This window comes from Actinomadura sp. WMMB 499, assembly GCF_008824145.1.
GTDB lineage: Bacteria > Actinomycetota > Actinomycetes > Streptosporangiales > Streptosporangiaceae > Spirillospora.
The window spans coordinates 3,929,667-3,947,764 of record NZ_CP044407.1; the positions used below are offsets into that span (position 1 = coordinate 3,929,667).

At 74.6% G+C, this 18,098-nt stretch carries 14 protein-coding genes; 6 read left to right on the forward strand and 8 right to left on the reverse strand.

The genetic code is table 11. From position 1 onward, the window contains the following. Positions 1-23: 23 nt before the first annotated feature. Positions 24-1,706: a carbon-nitrogen hydrolase family protein gene (locus F7P10_RS17135; protein WP_151010251.1), complete on the forward strand. Its 1,683-nt coding sequence runs from the start codon at positions 24-26 to the stop codon at positions 1,704-1,706. Beyond that, complete coding sequence (gene atzF, locus F7P10_RS17140; RefSeq protein ID WP_151010252.1) at positions 1,703-3,514, forward strand: allophanate hydrolase; 1,812 nt, start codon at positions 1,703-1,705, stop codon at positions 3,512-3,514. Before F7P10_RS17135 ends, atzF begins: the two co-directional genes overlap by 4 nt. 202 nt (positions 3,515-3,716) lie before the next feature. On the opposite strand, the gene F7P10_RS17145 is transcribed toward atzF, so the two are convergent. From F7P10_RS17145 to F7P10_RS17155, 3 genes are all read right to left on the reverse strand, one after another. Next, positions 3,717-5,279: a class I adenylate-forming enzyme family protein gene (locus F7P10_RS17145; RefSeq protein ID WP_151010253.1), complete on the reverse strand. Its 1,563-nt coding sequence runs from the start codon at positions 5,277-5,279 to the stop codon at positions 3,717-3,719. Positions 5,280-5,293: 14 nt separating this feature from the next. After that, entirely contained in the window at positions 5,294-6,094 is an 801-nt protein-coding gene (locus F7P10_RS17150; protein ID WP_151010254.1) for an SAM-dependent methyltransferase, read from the reverse strand. A gap of 300 nt (positions 6,095-6,394) precedes the next feature. Next, positions 6,395-7,255, reverse strand: coding sequence for an SMI1/KNR4 family protein (locus tag F7P10_RS17155; RefSeq protein WP_151010255.1), 861 nt, complete (start codon positions 7,253-7,255; stop codon positions 6,395-6,397). Positions 7,256-7,385: 130 nt separating this feature from the next. Here F7P10_RS17155 and F7P10_RS17160 point away from each other — a divergent pair, with 130 nt between their 5' ends. Together F7P10_RS17160 and F7P10_RS17165 are read left to right on the forward strand one after the other, a co-directional pair. After that, a complete protein-coding gene (locus tag F7P10_RS17160) occupies positions 7,386-8,393 on the forward strand; it encodes an SPFH domain-containing protein (RefSeq protein ID WP_151010256.1) in 1,008 nt (335 codons plus the stop codon). After that, a complete protein-coding gene (locus tag F7P10_RS17165; protein WP_151010257.1) occupies positions 8,390-9,283 on the forward strand; it encodes a hypothetical protein in 894 nt (297 codons plus the stop codon). Before F7P10_RS17160 ends, F7P10_RS17165 begins: the two co-directional genes overlap by 4 nt. Here the strand turns inward: F7P10_RS17165 and F7P10_RS17170 are convergent. Both F7P10_RS17170 and F7P10_RS17175 read right to left on the reverse strand, forming a co-directional pair. Beyond that, positions 9,267-11,045, reverse strand: a complete 1,779-nt coding sequence (locus F7P10_RS17170) for an AAA family ATPase (RefSeq protein ID WP_151010258.1) — start codon at positions 11,043-11,045, stop codon at positions 9,267-9,269. The two genes, F7P10_RS17165 and F7P10_RS17170, sit on opposite strands and share 17 nt — an antisense overlap. A gap of 100 nt (positions 11,046-11,145) precedes the next feature. After that, a complete protein-coding gene (locus F7P10_RS17175; RefSeq protein WP_151010259.1) occupies positions 11,146-11,709 on the reverse strand; it encodes a TetR-like C-terminal domain-containing protein in 564 nt (187 codons plus the stop codon). Positions 11,710-11,762: 53 nt separating this feature from the next. On the opposite strand from F7P10_RS17175, the gene F7P10_RS17180 reads away from it, so the two are divergent. Both F7P10_RS17180 and F7P10_RS17185 read left to right on the forward strand, forming a co-directional pair. Further along, a complete protein-coding gene (locus F7P10_RS17180; RefSeq protein WP_151010260.1) occupies positions 11,763-12,872 on the forward strand; it encodes an NAD(P)/FAD-dependent oxidoreductase in 1,110 nt (369 codons plus the stop codon). A gap of 72 nt (positions 12,873-12,944) precedes the next feature. Further along, complete coding sequence (locus F7P10_RS17185; RefSeq protein WP_254716657.1) at positions 12,945-14,246, forward strand: SDR family NAD(P)-dependent oxidoreductase; 1,302 nt, start codon at positions 12,945-12,947, stop codon at positions 14,244-14,246. Here the strand turns inward: F7P10_RS17185 and F7P10_RS17190 are convergent. Genes F7P10_RS17190 through F7P10_RS17200 form a run of 3 tightly spaced genes read right to left on the reverse strand, consistent with a single transcriptional unit; the run spans position 14,236 to position 18,088 of the window. Beyond that, positions 14,236-15,867: a hypothetical protein gene (locus tag F7P10_RS17190; protein ID WP_151010262.1), complete on the reverse strand. Its 1,632-nt coding sequence runs from the start codon at positions 15,865-15,867 to the stop codon at positions 14,236-14,238. The two genes, F7P10_RS17185 and F7P10_RS17190, sit on opposite strands and share 11 nt — an antisense overlap. Before the next feature lie 27 nt (positions 15,868-15,894). Next, on the reverse strand, positions 15,895-17,286 hold the full coding sequence (locus tag F7P10_RS17195) for a hypothetical protein (RefSeq protein ID WP_254716658.1): 1,392 nt from the start codon (positions 17,284-17,286) through the stop codon (positions 15,895-15,897). Between the two features lie 40 nt (positions 17,287-17,326). Beyond that, positions 17,327-18,088, reverse strand: a complete 762-nt coding sequence (locus tag F7P10_RS17200; RefSeq protein ID WP_151010263.1) for a hypothetical protein — start codon at positions 18,086-18,088, stop codon at positions 17,327-17,329. Positions 18,089-18,098: the final 10 nt, after the last annotated feature.

Consider the following 18,098-nt stretch of genomic DNA (forward strand, 5'->3'; position numbering starts at 1 on the left):
CCGTAGAAGGAGACAAGAAAGCCGTGAGCAGCAAGCGCCAGGTCAAGGTCGCGGTCGTGCAGACCCTCGCCGAACTCGGCGACGTGGCCGCGAACATCGACATCGTCCGCGGCTACGCGGAGAAGGCGGCGGCGGACGGCGCCGACCTCGTGGTCTTCCCCGAATGCATGAACAGCGGCTACCTGTTCGATGACGCCGACCACTGCCGGCGGGTCGCCGAGGACCTGGACGGCCCGTACGTCTCCGCACTGCGCGGACTCGCCCGAGACCTCGGCCTGCACATCGTCTCCGGCATGACCGAGCACGACCCGGCCGACGACGGCATCTACAACTCCAGCGTGCTGCTCGACCCCTCCGGGAAGGTGGCCGGCCACTACCGCAAGCAGTTCCTGGCCACCCACGACCGCAACTGGTTCGAGGTCGGGAACCGCGGCAACGTCGTCGTCGACACCGCCATCGGGCGGATCGGGCTGCTGATCTGCTTCGACGGCCGGATCCCCGAGATCGCGCGCTCGCTGTCCCTGGCGGGGGCGGAGATGATCGTCGACGTCGCGAACTTCTTCGAGATGGACCAGGCGGACCAGTGGGTCCCGGCGCGGGCCTACGAGAACGGCGTGTGGATCGTGGCCAGCACCAAGGCCGGCGTCGAGCGCAGCATCTACTACCCCGGCGGCAGCATGATCGTCGGTCCCGACGGCGTCGTCCGCGAATCCGTCGGCCGCGACCTGCACGGGCTCGCGATCGCCGAGATCGACCTCGGGGCCGCCGCCGACAAGGCGTGGCCCGGAACCGGCGGGGACCGGGTGGCCGACCGCCGCCCCGAGTGCTACTCGGTGCTGAACGCCCCCTTCGACGCCACCCCCGCCGCCCGCCTGCTCCCCGAGCCGCTGGTGCCCGAGGACGCCGCGGTGCCCGCGGCGGTGATCCAGGACCACGCCACCGCGGCACCGGGCTCCCTGGCGGCGGCGATCGAGATGGTCGAGCACACCGCACGGCTGGGGTCCAGGCTGCTGGTGCTGCCGCTGGCCTTCGCCGTCGGCACCGCGACGCCCGGCCGGGCGGACGTCGTCGCCGCCCAGGACGCCCAGGACGCGGCGCTCGCCTCGATCGCGGCCATCTGCGCCGGGTACGGCGCGGTCGCGGTGGTGCCCCTGGCCGTCCCCAACTCCACCGGCTTCGACCACCTGGTCAGCGTCCTCGGCCCGGACGGCCGCGAGATCCGGCGCGTCGCCCAGGCGCACCCCGAGCCGGGCCACGGCGGAACTCCCGGCACGGACGGCCTGTGCGTGGTCGACACCCCCCGCGGACGGCTCGGCGTCCTCGTCGGCTACGACGGCATGTTCCCCGAGGCGAGCCGGGTCCTCGCCCTCCTCGGTGCCGAGATCATCGTCTGGCCCTGCGCGTGGCGCACCGGCCTGGAGCGGCGGCTGCTCACCGTCACCAAGGCCGAGGACAACCGCTGCTTCCTCCTCGCCGCGAACCGCAGCGACGCGCCCAGCCCGGGAGGCTCCATCGTGGTGACGCCCCTCGGACTGCCGTCGGCCGACGTCGACGCCGCCGTCCCGCCGGTCACCCGCCACGGCGCCGTCCTGCCCGGCTACCTCAACCGGGCCCTGGCCCGGCAGAAGGCGATGATCCCCGAGGTCGACATGCTGCGCTGCCGGATCCCCGAGACCTACGGCCCCCTGGTCGAGGCGGCACGATGAGCGAGCGCACCGGGCCGGGCACCGGGCCCGGAACGGCGCTCGTCGCGCCGTCCGGGAGCGGCGCCGTGCCGTCCGACCTCAGGATCCCGGCCATCCGGGCCGCCTACCGGTCCGGCCGGCTCACCCCCGCCGGCCTGGCGGCGGGGCTGCTCGCGCGGATCGAAGAGCGCGGCGACGACGCGGTGTGGATCACGCTGTCCGGCAACCTCCTCGACGACGCCGCCGCGCTGGACCCGGCGGACATGGACGACCGGCCGCTGTGGGGCGTCCCGTTCGCGGTCAAGGACAACATCGACGTCGCGGGACTGCCCACCACGGCGGGATGCCCGGACTACGCCTACAAGCCCGACGAGACGGCGTTCGCCGTCGCGCGCCTGCTCGACGCGGGCGCGCTGCTGGTCGGCAAGACCAACCTCGACCAGTTCGCCACCGGCCTGAGCGGCGCCCGGTCCCCGTACGGCACCGTCCGCGCCCATCACGACCCGCGGCTGATCTCGGGCGGCTCGTCCTCCGGTTCGGCCGTCGCGGTCGCGGCCGGGCTGGTGAGCTTCGCGCTCGGCACCGACACCGCCGGGTCGGGCCGGGTGCCCGCCGCGCTCAACGGCGTCACCGGCCTGAAACCGAGCGCCGGCCTGGTCAGCAACCATGGCGTCGTACCGGCGTGCCGGTCGCTGGACTGCGTCTCGGTGATGGCGCTCGACACCGCCGACGCCGCCGCGGTCACCCGTCTCCTCGCCGCCTACGATCCGGCCGACCCCTGGTCCCGGCGGTATCCGCCGCCCGCCCGCGCCGTGGCGCCCCGCGACCTGCGCGGCCTGCGGTTCGGGGTTCCGGACGCGGTCGCCAGATGGGGTACGCGCGGCGAACGCGACGCGTGGGAGGAGCTGTGCGCGATCCTCACCGGCAACGGCGCCGACGTCGTCCCGCTGGACTACGCCCCCCTGTTCGAGGCGGGCGACCACCTGTACGGGGGGCCGTGGCTCGCCGAGCGCGCCCAGGCGATCGAGGAGTTCCGCCGGTCCGACCCCGGTTCGATCCATCCGGTGGTGCGCGAGCTGCTGGGGGGAGCGGACGGGCTCACCGCCACCGACGCCTTCGCCGCCCAGCACCGGATGCGGCAGCTGCGCCGCCGGACGGCCGAACTGTTCGACGGGGTCGACGCGCTGCTCGCCCCCACGGTGACCGAGACCTTCACCGTCGCGGAGATGCTGGCGGATCCGATCGGCAACAACAACCGGCTCGGCCGGTTCTCCACCTACACCAACCTGCTCCGGCTGTGCGCGGTCGCCGTTCCCGCCGGCCGGACCGCCGCCGGGCTCCCGTTCGGCGTCACCGTCCAGACCCCCGCCGGGACCGATGACGCGGCGGTCGCGATCGCCGCCGCGATCGAGACCGCCACCGCGGACGCGCAGTGGCTCGACCTCGCGGTCGTCGGCGCGCACCTGCGCGGGATGCCGCTGCACCACGACCTCGCCGGCCGCGGCGCGGTCCTGCGCCGCACCACCACGACCAGCGGCGACTACCGGCTCTACGCGCTGGACGGCGGGCCGCCCCGGCGGCCGGGACTCGTCCGCACCACCACCGGCGGGGAGCCGATCGAGGTCGAGGTCTACCGCCTGCCGCGCCCCCAGATCGGAGGCTTCCTGGCCACCGTGGCCGCGCCGCTGTCGATCGGTGTCGTCGAGCTCGCCGACGGCAGCACGGTCCACGGCTTCGTCTGCGAGACGGCGGGGCTGGAGGGGGCGGTGGACATCACGCACCTGGGCGGATGGCGCGAGTACGTCGGCCGGGCGTCGCCGGCCGGCTGACGGCGGCCGGGGCCGCGCGGGCTCCGGGACGCGGCCCTGGAGCCCGCGCGCCGCGCCGGTCAGCTGACCCGGATGACGTACGGGACGCTCGCGGTCGCGTACGCGTCGAGCTGGGCGGCGGTCGTCGCGGTGACCGCCGCGTCCGCCGCCCGGCGTGCCGCCCCGCCGTCGAACCGAGGCGGCGGGAACGCGCGCCCGGTGACTATCCCGCCGCCAGGTGCCGCTCCCGCAGCAGCGCCTTGTGGATCTTGCCGACGGGGGTCAGCGGGACCTCGGCGGTGACGACGAACCGGCGGGGCACCTTGTAGTCGGCGAGCCGGTCCCGGCAGTACGCGGCGAGTTCGTCCGCGGTGGGCGGCCCGGCGTCCGGGTGCGGGACGACGTAGCAGCAGCCGACCTCGCCGAGGACGCCGTCGGGGACGCCGAACCCGGCGACCATCGCGACCTTCGGGTGCGCGGCGAGGACGTTCTCGATCTCCACCGGGTAGACGTTGAAGCCGCCCTGGATGTACATCTCCTTCTTCCGGCCGCGCAGCACCAGGTGCCCGTCCGGTTCCTGGAGGGCCATGTCGCCGGTCGCGAGCCAGCCGTCCGGCAGGAACGCCTCGGCGGTCTCGGCGGGCATGTCCCAGTAGCCCGCGGCGACGCAGCCGCCGCGGATCTGCAGCTCGCCGGTCTCCCCCGCCGGGAGGACGGCCCCGTCCGCGCCGACCGTCCGGGCCTCGAAGCCGCCGATCGGGACGCCGAGCGTGCGCACGACCGTCTCGGCGTCGTCCCCGGCCGCGGACAGGACGCACGCGCCCGACGTCTCCGACAGCCCGTACAGTCCGGACAGCGACGCGCCGGGGATGCCGCGCCGGATCGCCTCGCCGAGCGCGGGCTCCAGGTTCGAGCCGCCGACGACGCACATCCGGACGGACGACAGGTCGCGGTCGGCGAAGTCCGCGTGGCCGAGCATCAGCACGAACATCGTCGGGACGCCGCTCAGCAGCGTCACCCGGTGGCGTTCGGCGGCGCGCAGCGCGGCGTCCGGGCCGAACGCGGGCAGCAGCGCGACGGCCCCGCCCGCCACCAGCGCGGCCATGACGGTGCAGGTGATGCCGCCGACGTGGTTGAACGGCAGGTGGCCGAGCAGGACCTCGCGCTCGTCCATCCCGAAATGGGCGGCCTGCGCGGACGCCGAGGCCAGCAGGCTCCCGTGCGTGATGACCGCGCCCTTCGGGCGCCCGGTCGTCCCCGAGGTGTAGAGGATCAGCAGCGGGTCGTCCGGGGTCACCGCCGCGCGCGCCGCCGCGAGCGCCTCCGGGTCGGACGGCGCCGCGACCAGGTCGTCGAACGAGTCGCCGCCGGGGAAGCCGGTGCCGAAGAACACGTAGTCGCGGACGCCCGGGAGCTCCGGCCGGAACCCGTCGAAGAACGCGGCGAAGTCGAAGTCGCCGGCGGTGGCGGCGCTGACGACCGTCCGGGCGCCGCTCTGGCCGAGCATGTGCGCCAGCTCGGCCTCCCGGTACCGGACGTTGAGCGGGACGACCACGGCGCCGATCCGGGCGGCGCCGAAGAAGACCGCGAGCCACTGCGGGGTGTTGAGCCCGAGCAGCCCGATCCGGTCGCCGCGCCGCACGCCGCGCGCCAGCAGCCCGGCCGCGGCGCGGTCCGCGAGGTCGTCGAAGCCGCGGTAGGTGATGGTCTCGTCGCCGTCGTACAGGAACGTCCCGCCCCCGGCCGCCGCGTCCCGCAGCGCTCCGCCGACCGTCGTCGCCCGCATCCCGTCCTCCTCGCCTAGGGTTTCCGTCCGACCCCCGCGTAGAACCACGTCTGCCGGGCCTCGTCCGGGTCGACCTCGCGGTCGGGACGCCACAGGGGCGCCCACACCAGTCCGGGCGGGGCGGGTTCGAACTCCCCGAACAGGCTCCTGACCTGCTCGAGCGTGCGGGGCGTTCCGGGAGCGGACGTGCGGTTGTAGACCTCGACGACCTTCGCGACGACGTCGGGGACGCCGTCGGCGGAGGCGTGGGTCATGACGAGGTGGCTGCCGGGAGCGAGCGCCGCGCGGAGCCCGGCCATGATGCCGGGCGGGTCGTCCTCGTCGGGTACGAAGTGCAGGGTCGCCACCAGCAGCAGCGCGATCGGCCGGGAGAAGTCGAGGAGATCCATCTCGGGGTGCGCGAGGATCTCGCCGGGCCGCCGGAGGTCGGCCGCGATCATCCGGGTGACGTCCGAACCGGCGAGCAGCGCGCGGCCGTGCGCGACGACCTGGTGGTCGTAGTCGACGTAGACGACCCGGGCGGCGGGATTCACGGACTGGGCGATCTGGTGGACGTTCTGCTGGGTGGGCAGGCCGGTGCCGATATCGAGGAACTGGTCGATGCCCTGTTCGGCCAGGTATCGCACCGCGCGCCCGAGAAAGGCGCGGTTCTCCCTGATCAGCGCGGGGAGCGTGGGATCGGCCGCGATGGCCTCCTCGGCGCGGACGCGGTCGACCGTGTAATGGTCCTTGCCGCCCAGGTAGTAGTCGTACATCCGCGCAATATTCGGCACGGTCGGGTCAAAACCACCCGCTCGCCGCACTTCACCCACCATTTCTCCTCACCGGCAACCCTCACCCCACAAGCTAGTACGAAATCCCCCTGACCGAACTTTCCCGAACCAGCGTGTTCGTTTCGGGCGGGAGGCGGGTCAGGGGGGCTCGACGGAGCCGAGCACCCGGTCCAGGTCGCCCTGGGTCGGGAGCGCGTCGGGGACCTTGCGCGGATCGTCGTCGCGAAGCGGCTCCACCGCCGCACCTCCCCGTCGGGATCACCTGCCAGAGAAGACGAACGCCGCGGGGGCACGGTTCGCCGCGGCCGGTTCCGGCCGTCCGGGGGCGGCGCGGGGCGCGTGTCAGGGGTTCCGGCGGACGAACTTCATGAACCAGTGCCCGGTGATGTGGTCGGCCGTCGTGTAGAAGGGCCACTCCGGGTCGGTCATCTGGCGGAACAGGAACTCCGTCGCCGTGCAGTCGAACCGGGTGCCCTTGTCATCCTCGGTGACGGCGTAGACGGGCCACGTGTCGGGGTCGGGGCCCTCGACGATCCACCAGAAGCTCTCGTGGTGCTCGTTGCTCGACCAGGGGATCACCCCGCCGGGGAGCGGCCAGCAGGGACGGTCGCCCACCGCGGGATCGTCACCGGTGAAGAACCCCCAGTACGAGATCAGCTCGTCCGGGTCGAAGACCTGGAAGAACTCGTCGAACGTGCCGTCGCAGCCGAAGATCTCGACGAGCCGCTTGTAGTCGGACGGCAGCGGCGTGCCCAGCCGGGACTCGACCGCCGCCCAGTCGGGCACGGGCGACGGCGCCACCGGGCCTCCGGTGATCGCGACCAGCCGGTCCACCCACGGCATGCCGGCGGGCAGGGCGGCCGGATCGGGCACGACGCGGGCCAGGACGGCGAGGACGGTGCGGCCGTCGGGGTCCCGGCCGAGCGCGATCGTCCGCGAGCCGCTCACCCATGCGTGCGTCCAGTCGGCCCAGTCCTCGTCCGGCATGGGCGGCGTCCCGTGCGACGCGGGCGTGAATGGACCGGCGAAGCCGGTACCGATCGCCGCGATCAGGTCTTCGGCGCTCACGTCGTCCGCGCCGCCGCCGGCGGGGACAGGCAGGCAGGTGTGCCCGTCCGGGTGGCCGGGCTCGTCGCAGGTCAGGGCGACGGCAGTGGCCTCGACGAGCCGCCCGGCGGCAGCGGCCAGTTCTCTGGGGTCCATGGCGGCATCCAAGCACCGGCCGCCGACATGGAGGCTGGTGTGATCTACGTCATACGTGGAAAGTTAATATCAGCTTGAGAATAACTACCTCTGCCCCTTACCGTCCTTATGACGACAAACGGGAGGCATCATGGCGGACGTTCAGCGCAGGCCGCTGCTGCGGCACCTGAGGGGCGCGCCCACCACCTACGTCCGGCACCTGCGGCGCGGGAAGCCGGTGCACGAGGGCGTCGGGGTGTCCTTCTGGTTCCGTCCGCTGTCGGCGGTGATCAGCGAGGTGCCGGTGGACGACCGGGAGCTGCCGCTGCTCTTCCACGCCCGCACCGCCGACTACCAGGACGTCAGCGTGCAGGCCACGGTGACGTACCGGATCGAGGAGCCGGCGCTCGCCGCCCGGCGGCTCGACTTCGCGATCAACCCGGACACCGGCGCGTGGCGGTCGGCGCCGCTCGACCAGGTCGCGACGCTGCTCACCGAGAGCGCGCAGCAGCACGCGCTGACGCTCGCCGCCGGGATGGCGCTGCGGGACGCGATCACCGCCGGGCCGGTCGCGATCCGGGACGCGGTGGCGGACGGTCTCGCGGACGACGCGCGGCTCGCCGACACCGGCATCACGATCGTCGGCGTGCGGGTCGTCGCCGTCCGTCCCGAGGCCGAGGTGGAGCGGGCGCTGCAGACGCCCGCCCGCGAGGAGGTGCAGCAGGAGGCGGACCGGGCGACCTACGAGCGGCGCGCCCTCGCGGTCGAGCGGGAACGCGCCATCGCCGAGAACGAGATGCAGAACCAGATCGAGCTGGCGCAGCGGGAGGAGCGGCTCGTCGAGCGGCGCGGCCACAACGCGCGCCGCCGCGCCGAGGAGGACGCCGCCGCCGCGTGGGTCGCGGCGCAGGCGGCGGCCGAGCGGGACAAGCTCGCCGCGTCCGTGCAGGCCGCGAACCGGCGGGAGCTGGGCGCCGCCGAGGCCGAGGCGAACGCCGCGCACCTGGACGTCTACCGCGACATGGACCCGGCGATCCTGCTGGCGCTCGCCGCCGAGACGCTCGCCGGGCGGCTGCCGGAGATCGGCCAGCTGAACCTCACGCCCGACGTGCTGCAGGGCGCGCTGGCCGCGCTGGCCGGGCCCCGGGAGCGGGCGTGACGCTCGCGCCGCGCGCGGTGGTCGTGCACCGCCGCACCGAGTACGAGGAGCTGCTGGCCCGGCACGGGAGCCGCGGCCAGGCGGAGTTCTTCCTGCGCTCGCGCGGCCGGGACATCGCCCCGGTGGACGCCGCGCACGCCGCCACCACCGGCGCGCTCGCGCGGGTCGCGGCGGCGATCCCGGTGGCCTGGCGGCGCGGCCTGGTGGAGCGGGCCGACCTCGACCGGTTCCTGTTCGCCCCGGACGACATCGTCGTGGTCGTCGGGCAGGACGGCCTGGTCGCCAACACCGCCAAGTACCTGGACGGGCAGCCGGTCGTCGGGCTCGACCCCGATCCCGGCCGGGGCCCCGGCGTGCTCGTCCCGCACCCGGTGGAGGCGTGCGCCGACCTGCTGCGGGACGTCGCCGCCGGGACGTCCGCGACCGAGCGGCGCGCGATGGTGCGGGCGGTCACCGACGACGGGAGCGCGCTGACCGCGCTGAACGAGGTGTTCGTCGGGCACCCCACCCACCAGTCCGCCCGCTACCGGCTGTCGTGCGGCCCGGACGGGGCCGAGCGGCAGTCGTCCTCGGGCGTCCTGGTCGCCACCGGCACCGGCGCGACCGGCTGGTGCCGGTCGGTGTGGCTGGAGCGCCGCAGCGACCTGCGGCTGCCCGGACCCGCCGAGCCCGCACTGGCCTGGTTCGTCCGGGAGGCGTGGCCGTCGCCCGCGACCGGCACGTCCCGGACGCAGGGACGGCTCGGCGCGGGCGAGACGCTCGGCCTCGTCTCCGAGACCGACGGGCTGGTCGTGTTCGGCGACGGCATGGAGTCCGACCGGCTCACGCTCGCGTGGGGTTCGCGCGTCGAGATCGGCACGGCCCCCGGCGGGCTCAGCCTCGTCCGCTGACGAACACCGACGTCCAGAACCGCTGCCGGTCGGGCTCGACGCCGATCAGGTACGTGGCCTTGAGCTTCGGCGGGAGGAGCGGCGCGAGCGCCGCGACGGTCTCCGCGTGCGCCCGCAGCTGCGACAGCTCGGCGTTCGCGAGGACGCGGTGGACGGTGTCGGTCGCGTCCGAGCCCTCGGCGGGCGCGTCCCGCAGCCGGGCCGTCCAGCCGCCGACGTCGGCCGACAGCTCGCGCAGGCCGGTGACGGGACGGTCGGCGAGGCGGGCCTCGAGATCCGCGAGGGGCACGGGGGCGTAGTCGCCGTCGCCGAGGTAGATCTTCGCGACGTCGAGCGGCAGCCCCCGCCCGTGCAGCCGGATCAGCCGCTCCAGCGTCCGCTTGGTGATCCACTGCCGGCCGTCGTCGTCGATGTCGTTCTTCCACCATTCGAGCACCGTCTCGGCGACGGCCCCGTACCGGGAGATGAGCCACTCGTTGGCCGGGATGTCCTCGGGGTCGATCTCCAGCGAGACGGTGAAGCGGGACGCCTGCGCGATGGTGTTGCGGGACACGAGCAGCTTGCGGCCCAGATGGTACGGTGGGTTCTGCAGGGCGATCTGGGCGCGCAGGCCCTCGATGCGGCGACCGGCCAGCGACCACTCCTGCGTGATCTCCATCAGGCGCGCGAACGCGGCCTTGTCCTTGGGACGGTTGTACTCGTCCCAGACGATCGCCTTGTCCCCCTGCGCCGCGAAGGGGGCCGCCAGGAGGTTGTCGAGGGTGCCGTCCAGGGTGGGGACGGGCGCGCAGAGGTCCTCGACGTTCGTGACGGGCAGCGAGAAGTAGAGCGGATCCACGCCGAGTTCGTCGCGCACGACCTCCTTGACGACCTCGGTCTTGCCGCAGCCGGGCGGGCCCTGGACGAGCACGGCCCACCGCCGGTCGAGGGCGGCGCGGACGACGCGGCGGACGGCGTCCGGGACGTGCGCGGGGTTCGGCGCGTCGGCGCCCGCGCGGCGCAGCTCGGCGGCGACGCGGTCGAGGACGTCCGGGGCCTGATCGGCGCCGGGCCGTCCGTCCGCGCCGGGCGTCGCGAGGGCGAGGCGGCGCCCGTCCACCAGCGGCAGGCCCCAGGCGAGCGGGAACCCGGCGAGACCGCAGTCGATGACGTGCTCGAGCGTCCGGGGCGACAGCAGGCGGCGCAGCTCGCCGGGCAGCGCGGCCCAGACGCGGAACACGCCGGTGAGGTCGACGCCGCGGAACCTGCGGGCCAGCGCGGCGCGCCAGGCGGTGTCGGCGGCGGTGACGCGCAGCGTCGCCATCCGGTCGAGGACGGCGAGGTCGGTGCGGCGCGCGGCCGTCTCGTCGAGGGACTCGTTGTCGGTGAGGAACACCCCGATGCAGCCGAGTTCGCGCAGGTCGTGCTCCCCGAGCGTCCAGTCGCAGGCGATCTGCATGAGCTGCGACTGGACGGTGGCGCCCGCCTGCAGCGAGTCGTCGATGAGCAGCACGAACGGCTTGCCGGGCTTGAGCTGCCGCATGACGAGCTGCCGCAGCACCAGCTCGCCGTCCCGCCGGACGGGCGCGTTGACGAGCAGGTCGTCGGGGGTGAGGTTCGCGGCGGGCACGTAGACCAGCCGGACGCCCTCGCGGGCCCGCACGTGGTGGAAGAACGTCGACGTCTTGCCGATGCCGTGCTCGCCGAAGACCTGCCCGGTGACACCCAGGTCGATCATGGTGTCGATGAAGTGGGCCAGGCGCGGCCCGTCCGGCATGCTCATGGATCGATTGAACCGGCCCGAGACGTCCGGGTTCGAACGGTTTAACACTCCGGCCGCGCCTTGGGCCGAGTCCAGACGCGGAACGGCCGGTGCCACCGGATCACCGCGCGAAGCCGTGCATGAGCGCCCTGAGCATCTCCGCCGGGTCCGGCTGGGGCACGTCGATGAGGCCGCGGTAGACGGCCAGGCCGACCAGCATGTCCGACAGCAGCCACAGGTCGGCGTCGGCGGACAGCTCGCCCCGGGCGATCGCGTGGTCGTAGATCGCCCAGCTCCGGGCCATCCGGTCGCGCATGGCGGTGCGGATGATGTCCGCCACGGCGCGGTCCCGGCCCGCCTCGCCGAAGATCTCCCGGGTGCGTTCCGCGAGCTCGGGCGAGTTCCAGGCGGCGAGCGTCTCGGTGACGATCACGAGCAGGTCGCCCTCCAGCGAGCCGGTGTCGGGCACCGTCGGGACCTGGGCGTCCATGGCGAGGGCGCACGCGTCGAGCAGCAGGTCGCGCTTGGTGGGGTAGCGGCGGAAGACGCTGGCCCTGCCCACTCCGGCGGCCGCCGCGACCTCGTCCACGGTGAACGACGGCCCCTTGCTCAGCAGCAGCGTCACCGCCGCCTGCTTGATGCGCGCGTCGACCCCGGGATCGGGCTTGCGTCCGCGAGGCTTCATTGTGATACTCCAGATATCTGAAACTGTCAGTCTCAAAATAGGGGCCGGGGCACTTGAGAGTACTCATCGTCGGTGGTGGAGTCGCGGGGCTGGCCGCGGCGCGCGGGCTGGCCGCGGCGGGACACGACGTCGAGGTGTACGAGGCCGCGCCGGAGCCGCGCACCGAAGGCGGCTCGGTCTCGATCTGGCCGTCGGCCGCGGGGATCCTCCGCGAGTTCAAGGTCGATCTCGACGGGGCGGGACGCCGGCTGGAAGCGATGACGAACCTGTCGGTGCGCGGACGCGGGCTCAGCACGATCGACCTCACGGTCGTCGAGCGTCACTTCGGTGGCCTGCCCTCCCTGCACATCGCCCGGCGCGAGCTCGTCGAACGCCTGGCCGAGGGCGTGCCGGTGCGTTACGGCCACGCGGTCACCGCGGTCGACCCCGACCGCGCGGAGATCACCTTCGCCGACGGGAGCACCGCGCGCGGCGACCTGCTGGTCGGCGCCGACGGCCGCCGGTCGGTCGTCCGGCGGGCGCTCCGGGGCGACGCCCCGGCCGGGCTCAACGGCTGGGTCACCTGGCAGGCGTTCACCTCGCCGCCCCCCGAGATCGTCGACTCGGGCCGGGTCGTGATGGTCTCCAACGGGCGGTCGCTCGGCAGCGTGGCCCCGGCCGGGCACGGAAAGGCCCTGTGGTGGTTCGACCTGCGCGCCAAGCCGGGTGGCCGGTTCTGGGGCGGTGGACCCGACGTGCTGGATCGGCTGCGCGCGAGGTTCGGCGGCTGGCCGGAGCCGTTCCCGACACTGCTGGCGCACGCCCGGAACCCCGATTTCTACCCGCACCACCGTCACCGCGTGCCGACGGTCTGGGGCCGGGGGCCGACCACGCTGGTCGGCGACGCGGCCCACACGATGCCCCCGGCGATGGCGATGGGAACCGTCCAGGCGCTCGAGGACGCCTGGGCGCTGAGCACCTCGCCCGGCGACCTCCGCGGCTACGAGCGCGCCAGATCCAGGACCGTGCGCCGGGTCGCCAGGATGGTCGGCACCGAGATGCCCAGCAGGCAAGGGCCGCTGACCGGGCTGGTCTCCGACGCGTTCTCGACCAGGTCCTACATCGACTGGCTTCGGTCGGCCAGCGACTACCTCCAGAACAGGACGCCGGGACGGAGCCGCTGACACGGCCTGCCCGGCCGCCGGGGTGTCGCGGGCCGGGGCCGGGCCGGTCGCCGCACCGGTTTAATGGCCCGCATGCGCGATGCCGAGGTGGCGACCTGCCTGCGCGTCCTCGCCGAGCTGGCGGACGCGCCCGACGACGATCCCGACTTCGCGCGGGTGCGGGCGGCGGCGTCCGCGTTCGTCCGCCGCACCCGTGACCGCGAGCGCGCCGCCCACCGCCGGCGGCGCGCGGCGGCGGACGCGGAGGCACTGGCCCGCACCGCCACGGGCGCCGCCGGACGGGTCGAGGGCGCCCCGGCCGACCCTGCGGGGGTGCCGTTTCGCGAGGTGGTGCCGTCGGGCGCTCGGCTGGGCGGGCTGCAGTCGTGCTACGTGTGCAAGATGCACTTCCGCGAGCTGGACGGCTTCTACCACCGCCTCTGCCCGCCGTGCGCGGGCGAGCAGCGCGCGCGGCGGGAGGCCCGCGCGGACCTGGCCGGGCGGCGCGCGATCGTCACCGGGGGGCGGGTGAAGGCCGGGTTCGAGCTGGTGCTGAAGCTGCTGCGGGACGGCGCGGCGGTGACGGCGCTGACCCGGTTCCCGGCGGACGCGCGGCGCCGGTACGCGGCGGTGCCCGACCGGGACGCGTGGTGGGACCGGCTCACGGTCGCCGGGATGGACCTGCGGGACGTCCCGGCGCTCGTCCGGTGGTGCGACGAACTGGTCGCGGCGGGCGAGCCGCTGGACGTCCTGGTGAACCTCGCCGCGCAGACGCTGCGGCACCCGCCGGAGTCGTACGCGGAGCTGGTGGCGGTCGAGGAGCGGGCGGCGCTGCCGGCGGCGCCCGCCGGGCCGCCGCCGGCGGGCGCGGGGGCGCTCGACGTGGCGGGGCTGCTGCCGGACCCCTCGCCGGTGAACTCGTGGACGCGGCTGGTGCACGAGGTCGACCCCGTCGAGCTGATCGAGACCCAGCTCATCAACGTGACGGCCCCGTTCGTCCTGCTCGGGCGGTTGCGGCCGCTGCTGGAGGCGTCCCGGCATCCGCGCAGGTACGTGGTGAACGTGTCGGCGGCGGAAGGGCAGTTCGGCCGGTACTGGAAGGGCGCGGAGCATCCGCACACGAACATGGCGAAGGCCGCGCTGAACATGCTGACGCGGACGACCGCGTCCGAGCTGGCGGAGCGGGGCGTGTACGTGACGAGCGTCGATCCGGGGTGGTTCACCGACCAGCGGCCGGAGCCGGACCGGGCGCGGCGGGACGCCGCCGGGTTCCGCCCGCCGCTGGACGTCGTGGACGCGGCGGCGCGCGTGTACGACCCGATCGTGCGGGGCGAGCGCGGCGGGGAGCCGCCGCACGGGGTGCTGCTGAAGGACTACCGGGTCGTCAGCTGGTGACGGCCCCGGCGGTCGCGAGGAGTTCGGGGAGCGTGCCGACGAAGCCGTCCTCGAGCAGCCGGAGCGCGACGAGCCACGCTTCGGGACGGCCGCCGAGGTGCAGGTCGACGTGCTCGGCGAGGCGGCGCAGGACGCGCGGGTCGGGTGCGGCGCCCGCGGCGGGGGCGAGCAGCTGGTCGGCGTTCGCGGCGGCGAGGACCTCGTCGGCGGTCGTGCCGCCGCGGCGCTCGAACAGTCGGGCGGTGTCGGAGCCGTAGATGAAGCCCGCCTCCCAGTGCGCCGCGCGGCCGGGGACGCGGAGGCGGCGGGTGCGGCCGTGGCCGGTCTCGTCCACGAACGGCGGGGCGAGCGGGACGTCCCCGGCCAGGCCGAGGATCGCCCGGATCTGGGCGGTTCCCCGCATTCCGGGCAGCCAGAGCGACTCGGCCACGACGCGCAGGGTCTCCTCCGGGACGGTCGCGGCGACGAACTCGGGCGTGAGGGTGCCCGCGATCAGGCCGTTCCCGGCGACCTTGAGGATCACGTCCGCGCCGGGCACGGGGCCGAGCGCGCACAGGTCGGCGAGGACCTCGGGCGCGGGATCGGGCAGGAAGACGGCGAGGCCGGGGTGGTCGGCGGCCAGGAGGCGCTCGAGTTCGAGCGGCATGTCGGTGCGCTTCGCCATGAACCGGGCGGCGCGGAGGGGGAACGGGCCCTCGGCGGCGCGGCGGCGCGGCTCGTCCGCGAGGACGTCGGCCCAGCCGACGCGCGGGATGCCGGGGTGCCGGCGGTGCACGACCGTCCGGATGACGGACCGGTCGGTGCGTCCGGGTGCGCAGGCGTCCGCGTCGGCGATCTCCGCGATCGTGCGGAGGAACTCGGCGCGGCGCACCCGCTCGGACAGCTCCCGCAGCGCGCGTTCCCCTTCCGCGCTCCGCAGCGCGGCCTGCGCGTACGCCAGCGGGCTGGGGACGTCCTTGCCGGGCCCCCAGCGGAACGCGGGCAGGCGTCCCCGCTCGACGAGGTCGCGGATCTCGTGGTGGCGGCGCGCGTCCAGGAGGGTGCGGCACGCCTGGACGGCGCCGTGCGGGTCGGCCCCCGCGCCGACGAAGCGGAGCGCGGCCCCGGCCAGGTCGGGGTCCGCGGTGTAGAGCAGGGCGTGGTCGAGCGCGTCCGGCACCTTCCCGGACAGCAAGGACTCCTGGAGCGAGACGGGCAGCGGGCGCGGTGTCGTCCCGTCGTGGCGGGACGTCTGGTGCGCGAGCTGGCGGCGCAGGTTGCGCGGGAGCCGGGTGAGCGCGGTGTCCGCGCCGAGGAACGTCTCGTTCACCTCGGGCGAGTCGAGGTCGAGGAGCCGGCCGAGCAGGGACGGCGGGTCGCCGACCATGAGCGCGTGGGTGACGAGGGTGTCGAGGTCGCCGGGGCGTCCGCGCCGCAGCAGCGCCTCGACGACGACGCGGTTCGGCGTCCCGTGGCTCTGCAGGGCCTTCTCGACGCGGTCGGCGGCGAGGTGCCCGAGGAGCGCATCGGCCTCGCCGGGGGTCGCGAACCGGAGCAGCCCGGCCGTGCAGCGGGCGATGTCGCGGGCGCGCGTCCGCTTACCCTGCGGGCCGGTCGGGTGCCACGTACCTTGCGGGGTCATAGGGCGTCACCGTAGCCAATTTCGTGATCAGACGGGATCGACCCGATGGCACGCCATGGACGGTTCGCGGCGTTCCGGCCACTCGTGCCCGCCGGGCGTGATCAGCCAGATCCACTTGTCCGGTTCCGCCGGGCCGATCGGCTCGGCGTGCCCGTCGGTGACGACGACGACCGCGTCGACCGGTTCGTCCCGGTCTTCCGCGTAGGTCTGGACGGCCGAGAAGTCCGTCCCGCCGCCGCCGCGCAGCGGCTCGCCCGGCCGGAACGGCTTGACCCCGGCGTCGAACGCGACCCAGTCGGCCTCGACGCCGTCGATGCGGCCGACGAGCCCGCTCAGCCACTCGACCACGCCGGCCGGCATCGAGCCCGACATGTCGAGCGCGATGACCAGCGTCTTCACCCGCTGCGGCCCGCGCCTCGCGAGCATCGGCTCGTGCCCGAGCGCGGCCAGCAGCGCGCCGCGCTTCTTCGGGTAGACGAGCCGCTCGCCCTCCGCGAGCTTGGAGCCGAGCACGTCCACGAGCCAGCGCTGCCACCAGTCGACCCGCCGCGTCGCCGACGTCCGCCCGCGCAGCGCGTGCGCGCCGAGGTCGCCCCAGATCCGGTCGGTGGTCGCGGTGGCGCCCTCGGTGCGGCGCAGCAGGTCGAGCAGCTCGTCGCGGGCCGTCCGGTCGCCGCGCCGGGCGGCGATGAGGACGCTGCGCAGGACGTCGCCGCCCACGCCGGCGACCGTCTCCCCGTCGAGCACGTCCAGGAGCACGTGGACGCACACGGTGCCGGCGCCCGGCGGGTTCCGCATCCGCCGCAGCTCCCGGTAGACGCTCATGTCGGTGTCGGCCCACTCCTCGTAGCGGGCCGGGTCGAGCCCCTGCTCGCGGAGGTCCCGCACGTACGCCCCGTACACGGTCCGGGGCGAGATCCCGACCGGGCGGCCGCCGATCTCGGGCAGCGCGCCGCCGAGCCGGGCCAGCGCCACGTGGTTGATCGTGACCTCGCAGGCCAGCGTGAAGACCGGGTCCGCGCGCAGGTCGGGGTCGGCGAGCAGGTGCCGCTGCACGAGGTGCCGCGCCTCATGGAACAGGACGAACCGGACGCCCTCGATGCCGATGCCCGCGAAGAAGTCCGGGTTGTAGAGCAGCAGGCACGTCCCGTCGCCCGACGCGACCACGGCGGCCGTGCCGACCGCGGTCGTCGGGACGTGGTGGTGGCACTTGCTGTAGAGCCAGGACGCGATCGCGCTGTGCGTCATTCCGAGGTCGAGCAGGGCGCGCTCCTTCAGCCGCCGCGCCTCGTCCACGACCGCCGGGTCGGCGGGCGCCCACCGCTCCAGCGTGCGCCGGTCGGTGAGCTCGATCGGCGGTGCGCGCACCACCGCCGTCGTTGTTGTCGCCGCCGTCCGTCCGGTGTCCCCGTAAGCCACAGGGCCACTTTCCCGCCGATCCCCCACCTTCTCCACGCATTTAGGGCGCGGGGGTGCCTCCGACGCCCCCGGCGGTGCCGCCCAGGGCCGCCGAGATGTCGCCCGACTTCCGGACGGCCAGCACCGTGCATCCCGCCACCGGCACCGACGCCGCCGCCCACAGGACCGGGATGAGCCAGATCGGCCACTCCGCCGACGCCACCACGATCCCGATGGCGAGGGTGACGCCCGCCATGATGCCCGTGTACCAGAGCAGTCCGACGAGCCCGGACGGCATCGCCGGGTCCGCGCGCCGCCGCAGCCGCCACCCGCCCGCCACCAGCATCAGCAGGCCGGACGAGCCGGCGATCAGCGCGGTCCCCGCGTACGTCTCCGCGAACCCGACCGGGCTGGCCGTCGTGCGCTGCACGTCGCCGAGCGCGGCGATCCGCACGATCTCCCCGCGCCAGATGGTGCCGACGACCGGGGCGCCGTCGTCCAGGTCGTCGAGCAGCGGCTCGTTGTTCGGGTACGCGGTGGCCCACTCGGTGCCCTCGCCGTCGGTGAGCGTCGCGGTGATATCGCTGTTCCGGCCCGCGTAGAGCCGGATGTCGGAGATCGTGAACTGCTGCTTCCACAGGCAGTCCGCGGACGCCCGGGGCGCCGCCGGGCAGGGGGTCGCGGTGTCGAGCGCCCGCTGCTCGTCCAGCTGGTCCGGCAGGCTGGAGAGCGTCAGCGCGACGGCCCCCGCCACACCCGCGACCCCCAGGAGGATCCAGAGCAGCGCGACCGCGACGTTCGCCAGGGGGTTTCGGCCGGTCACAGCCCCGATA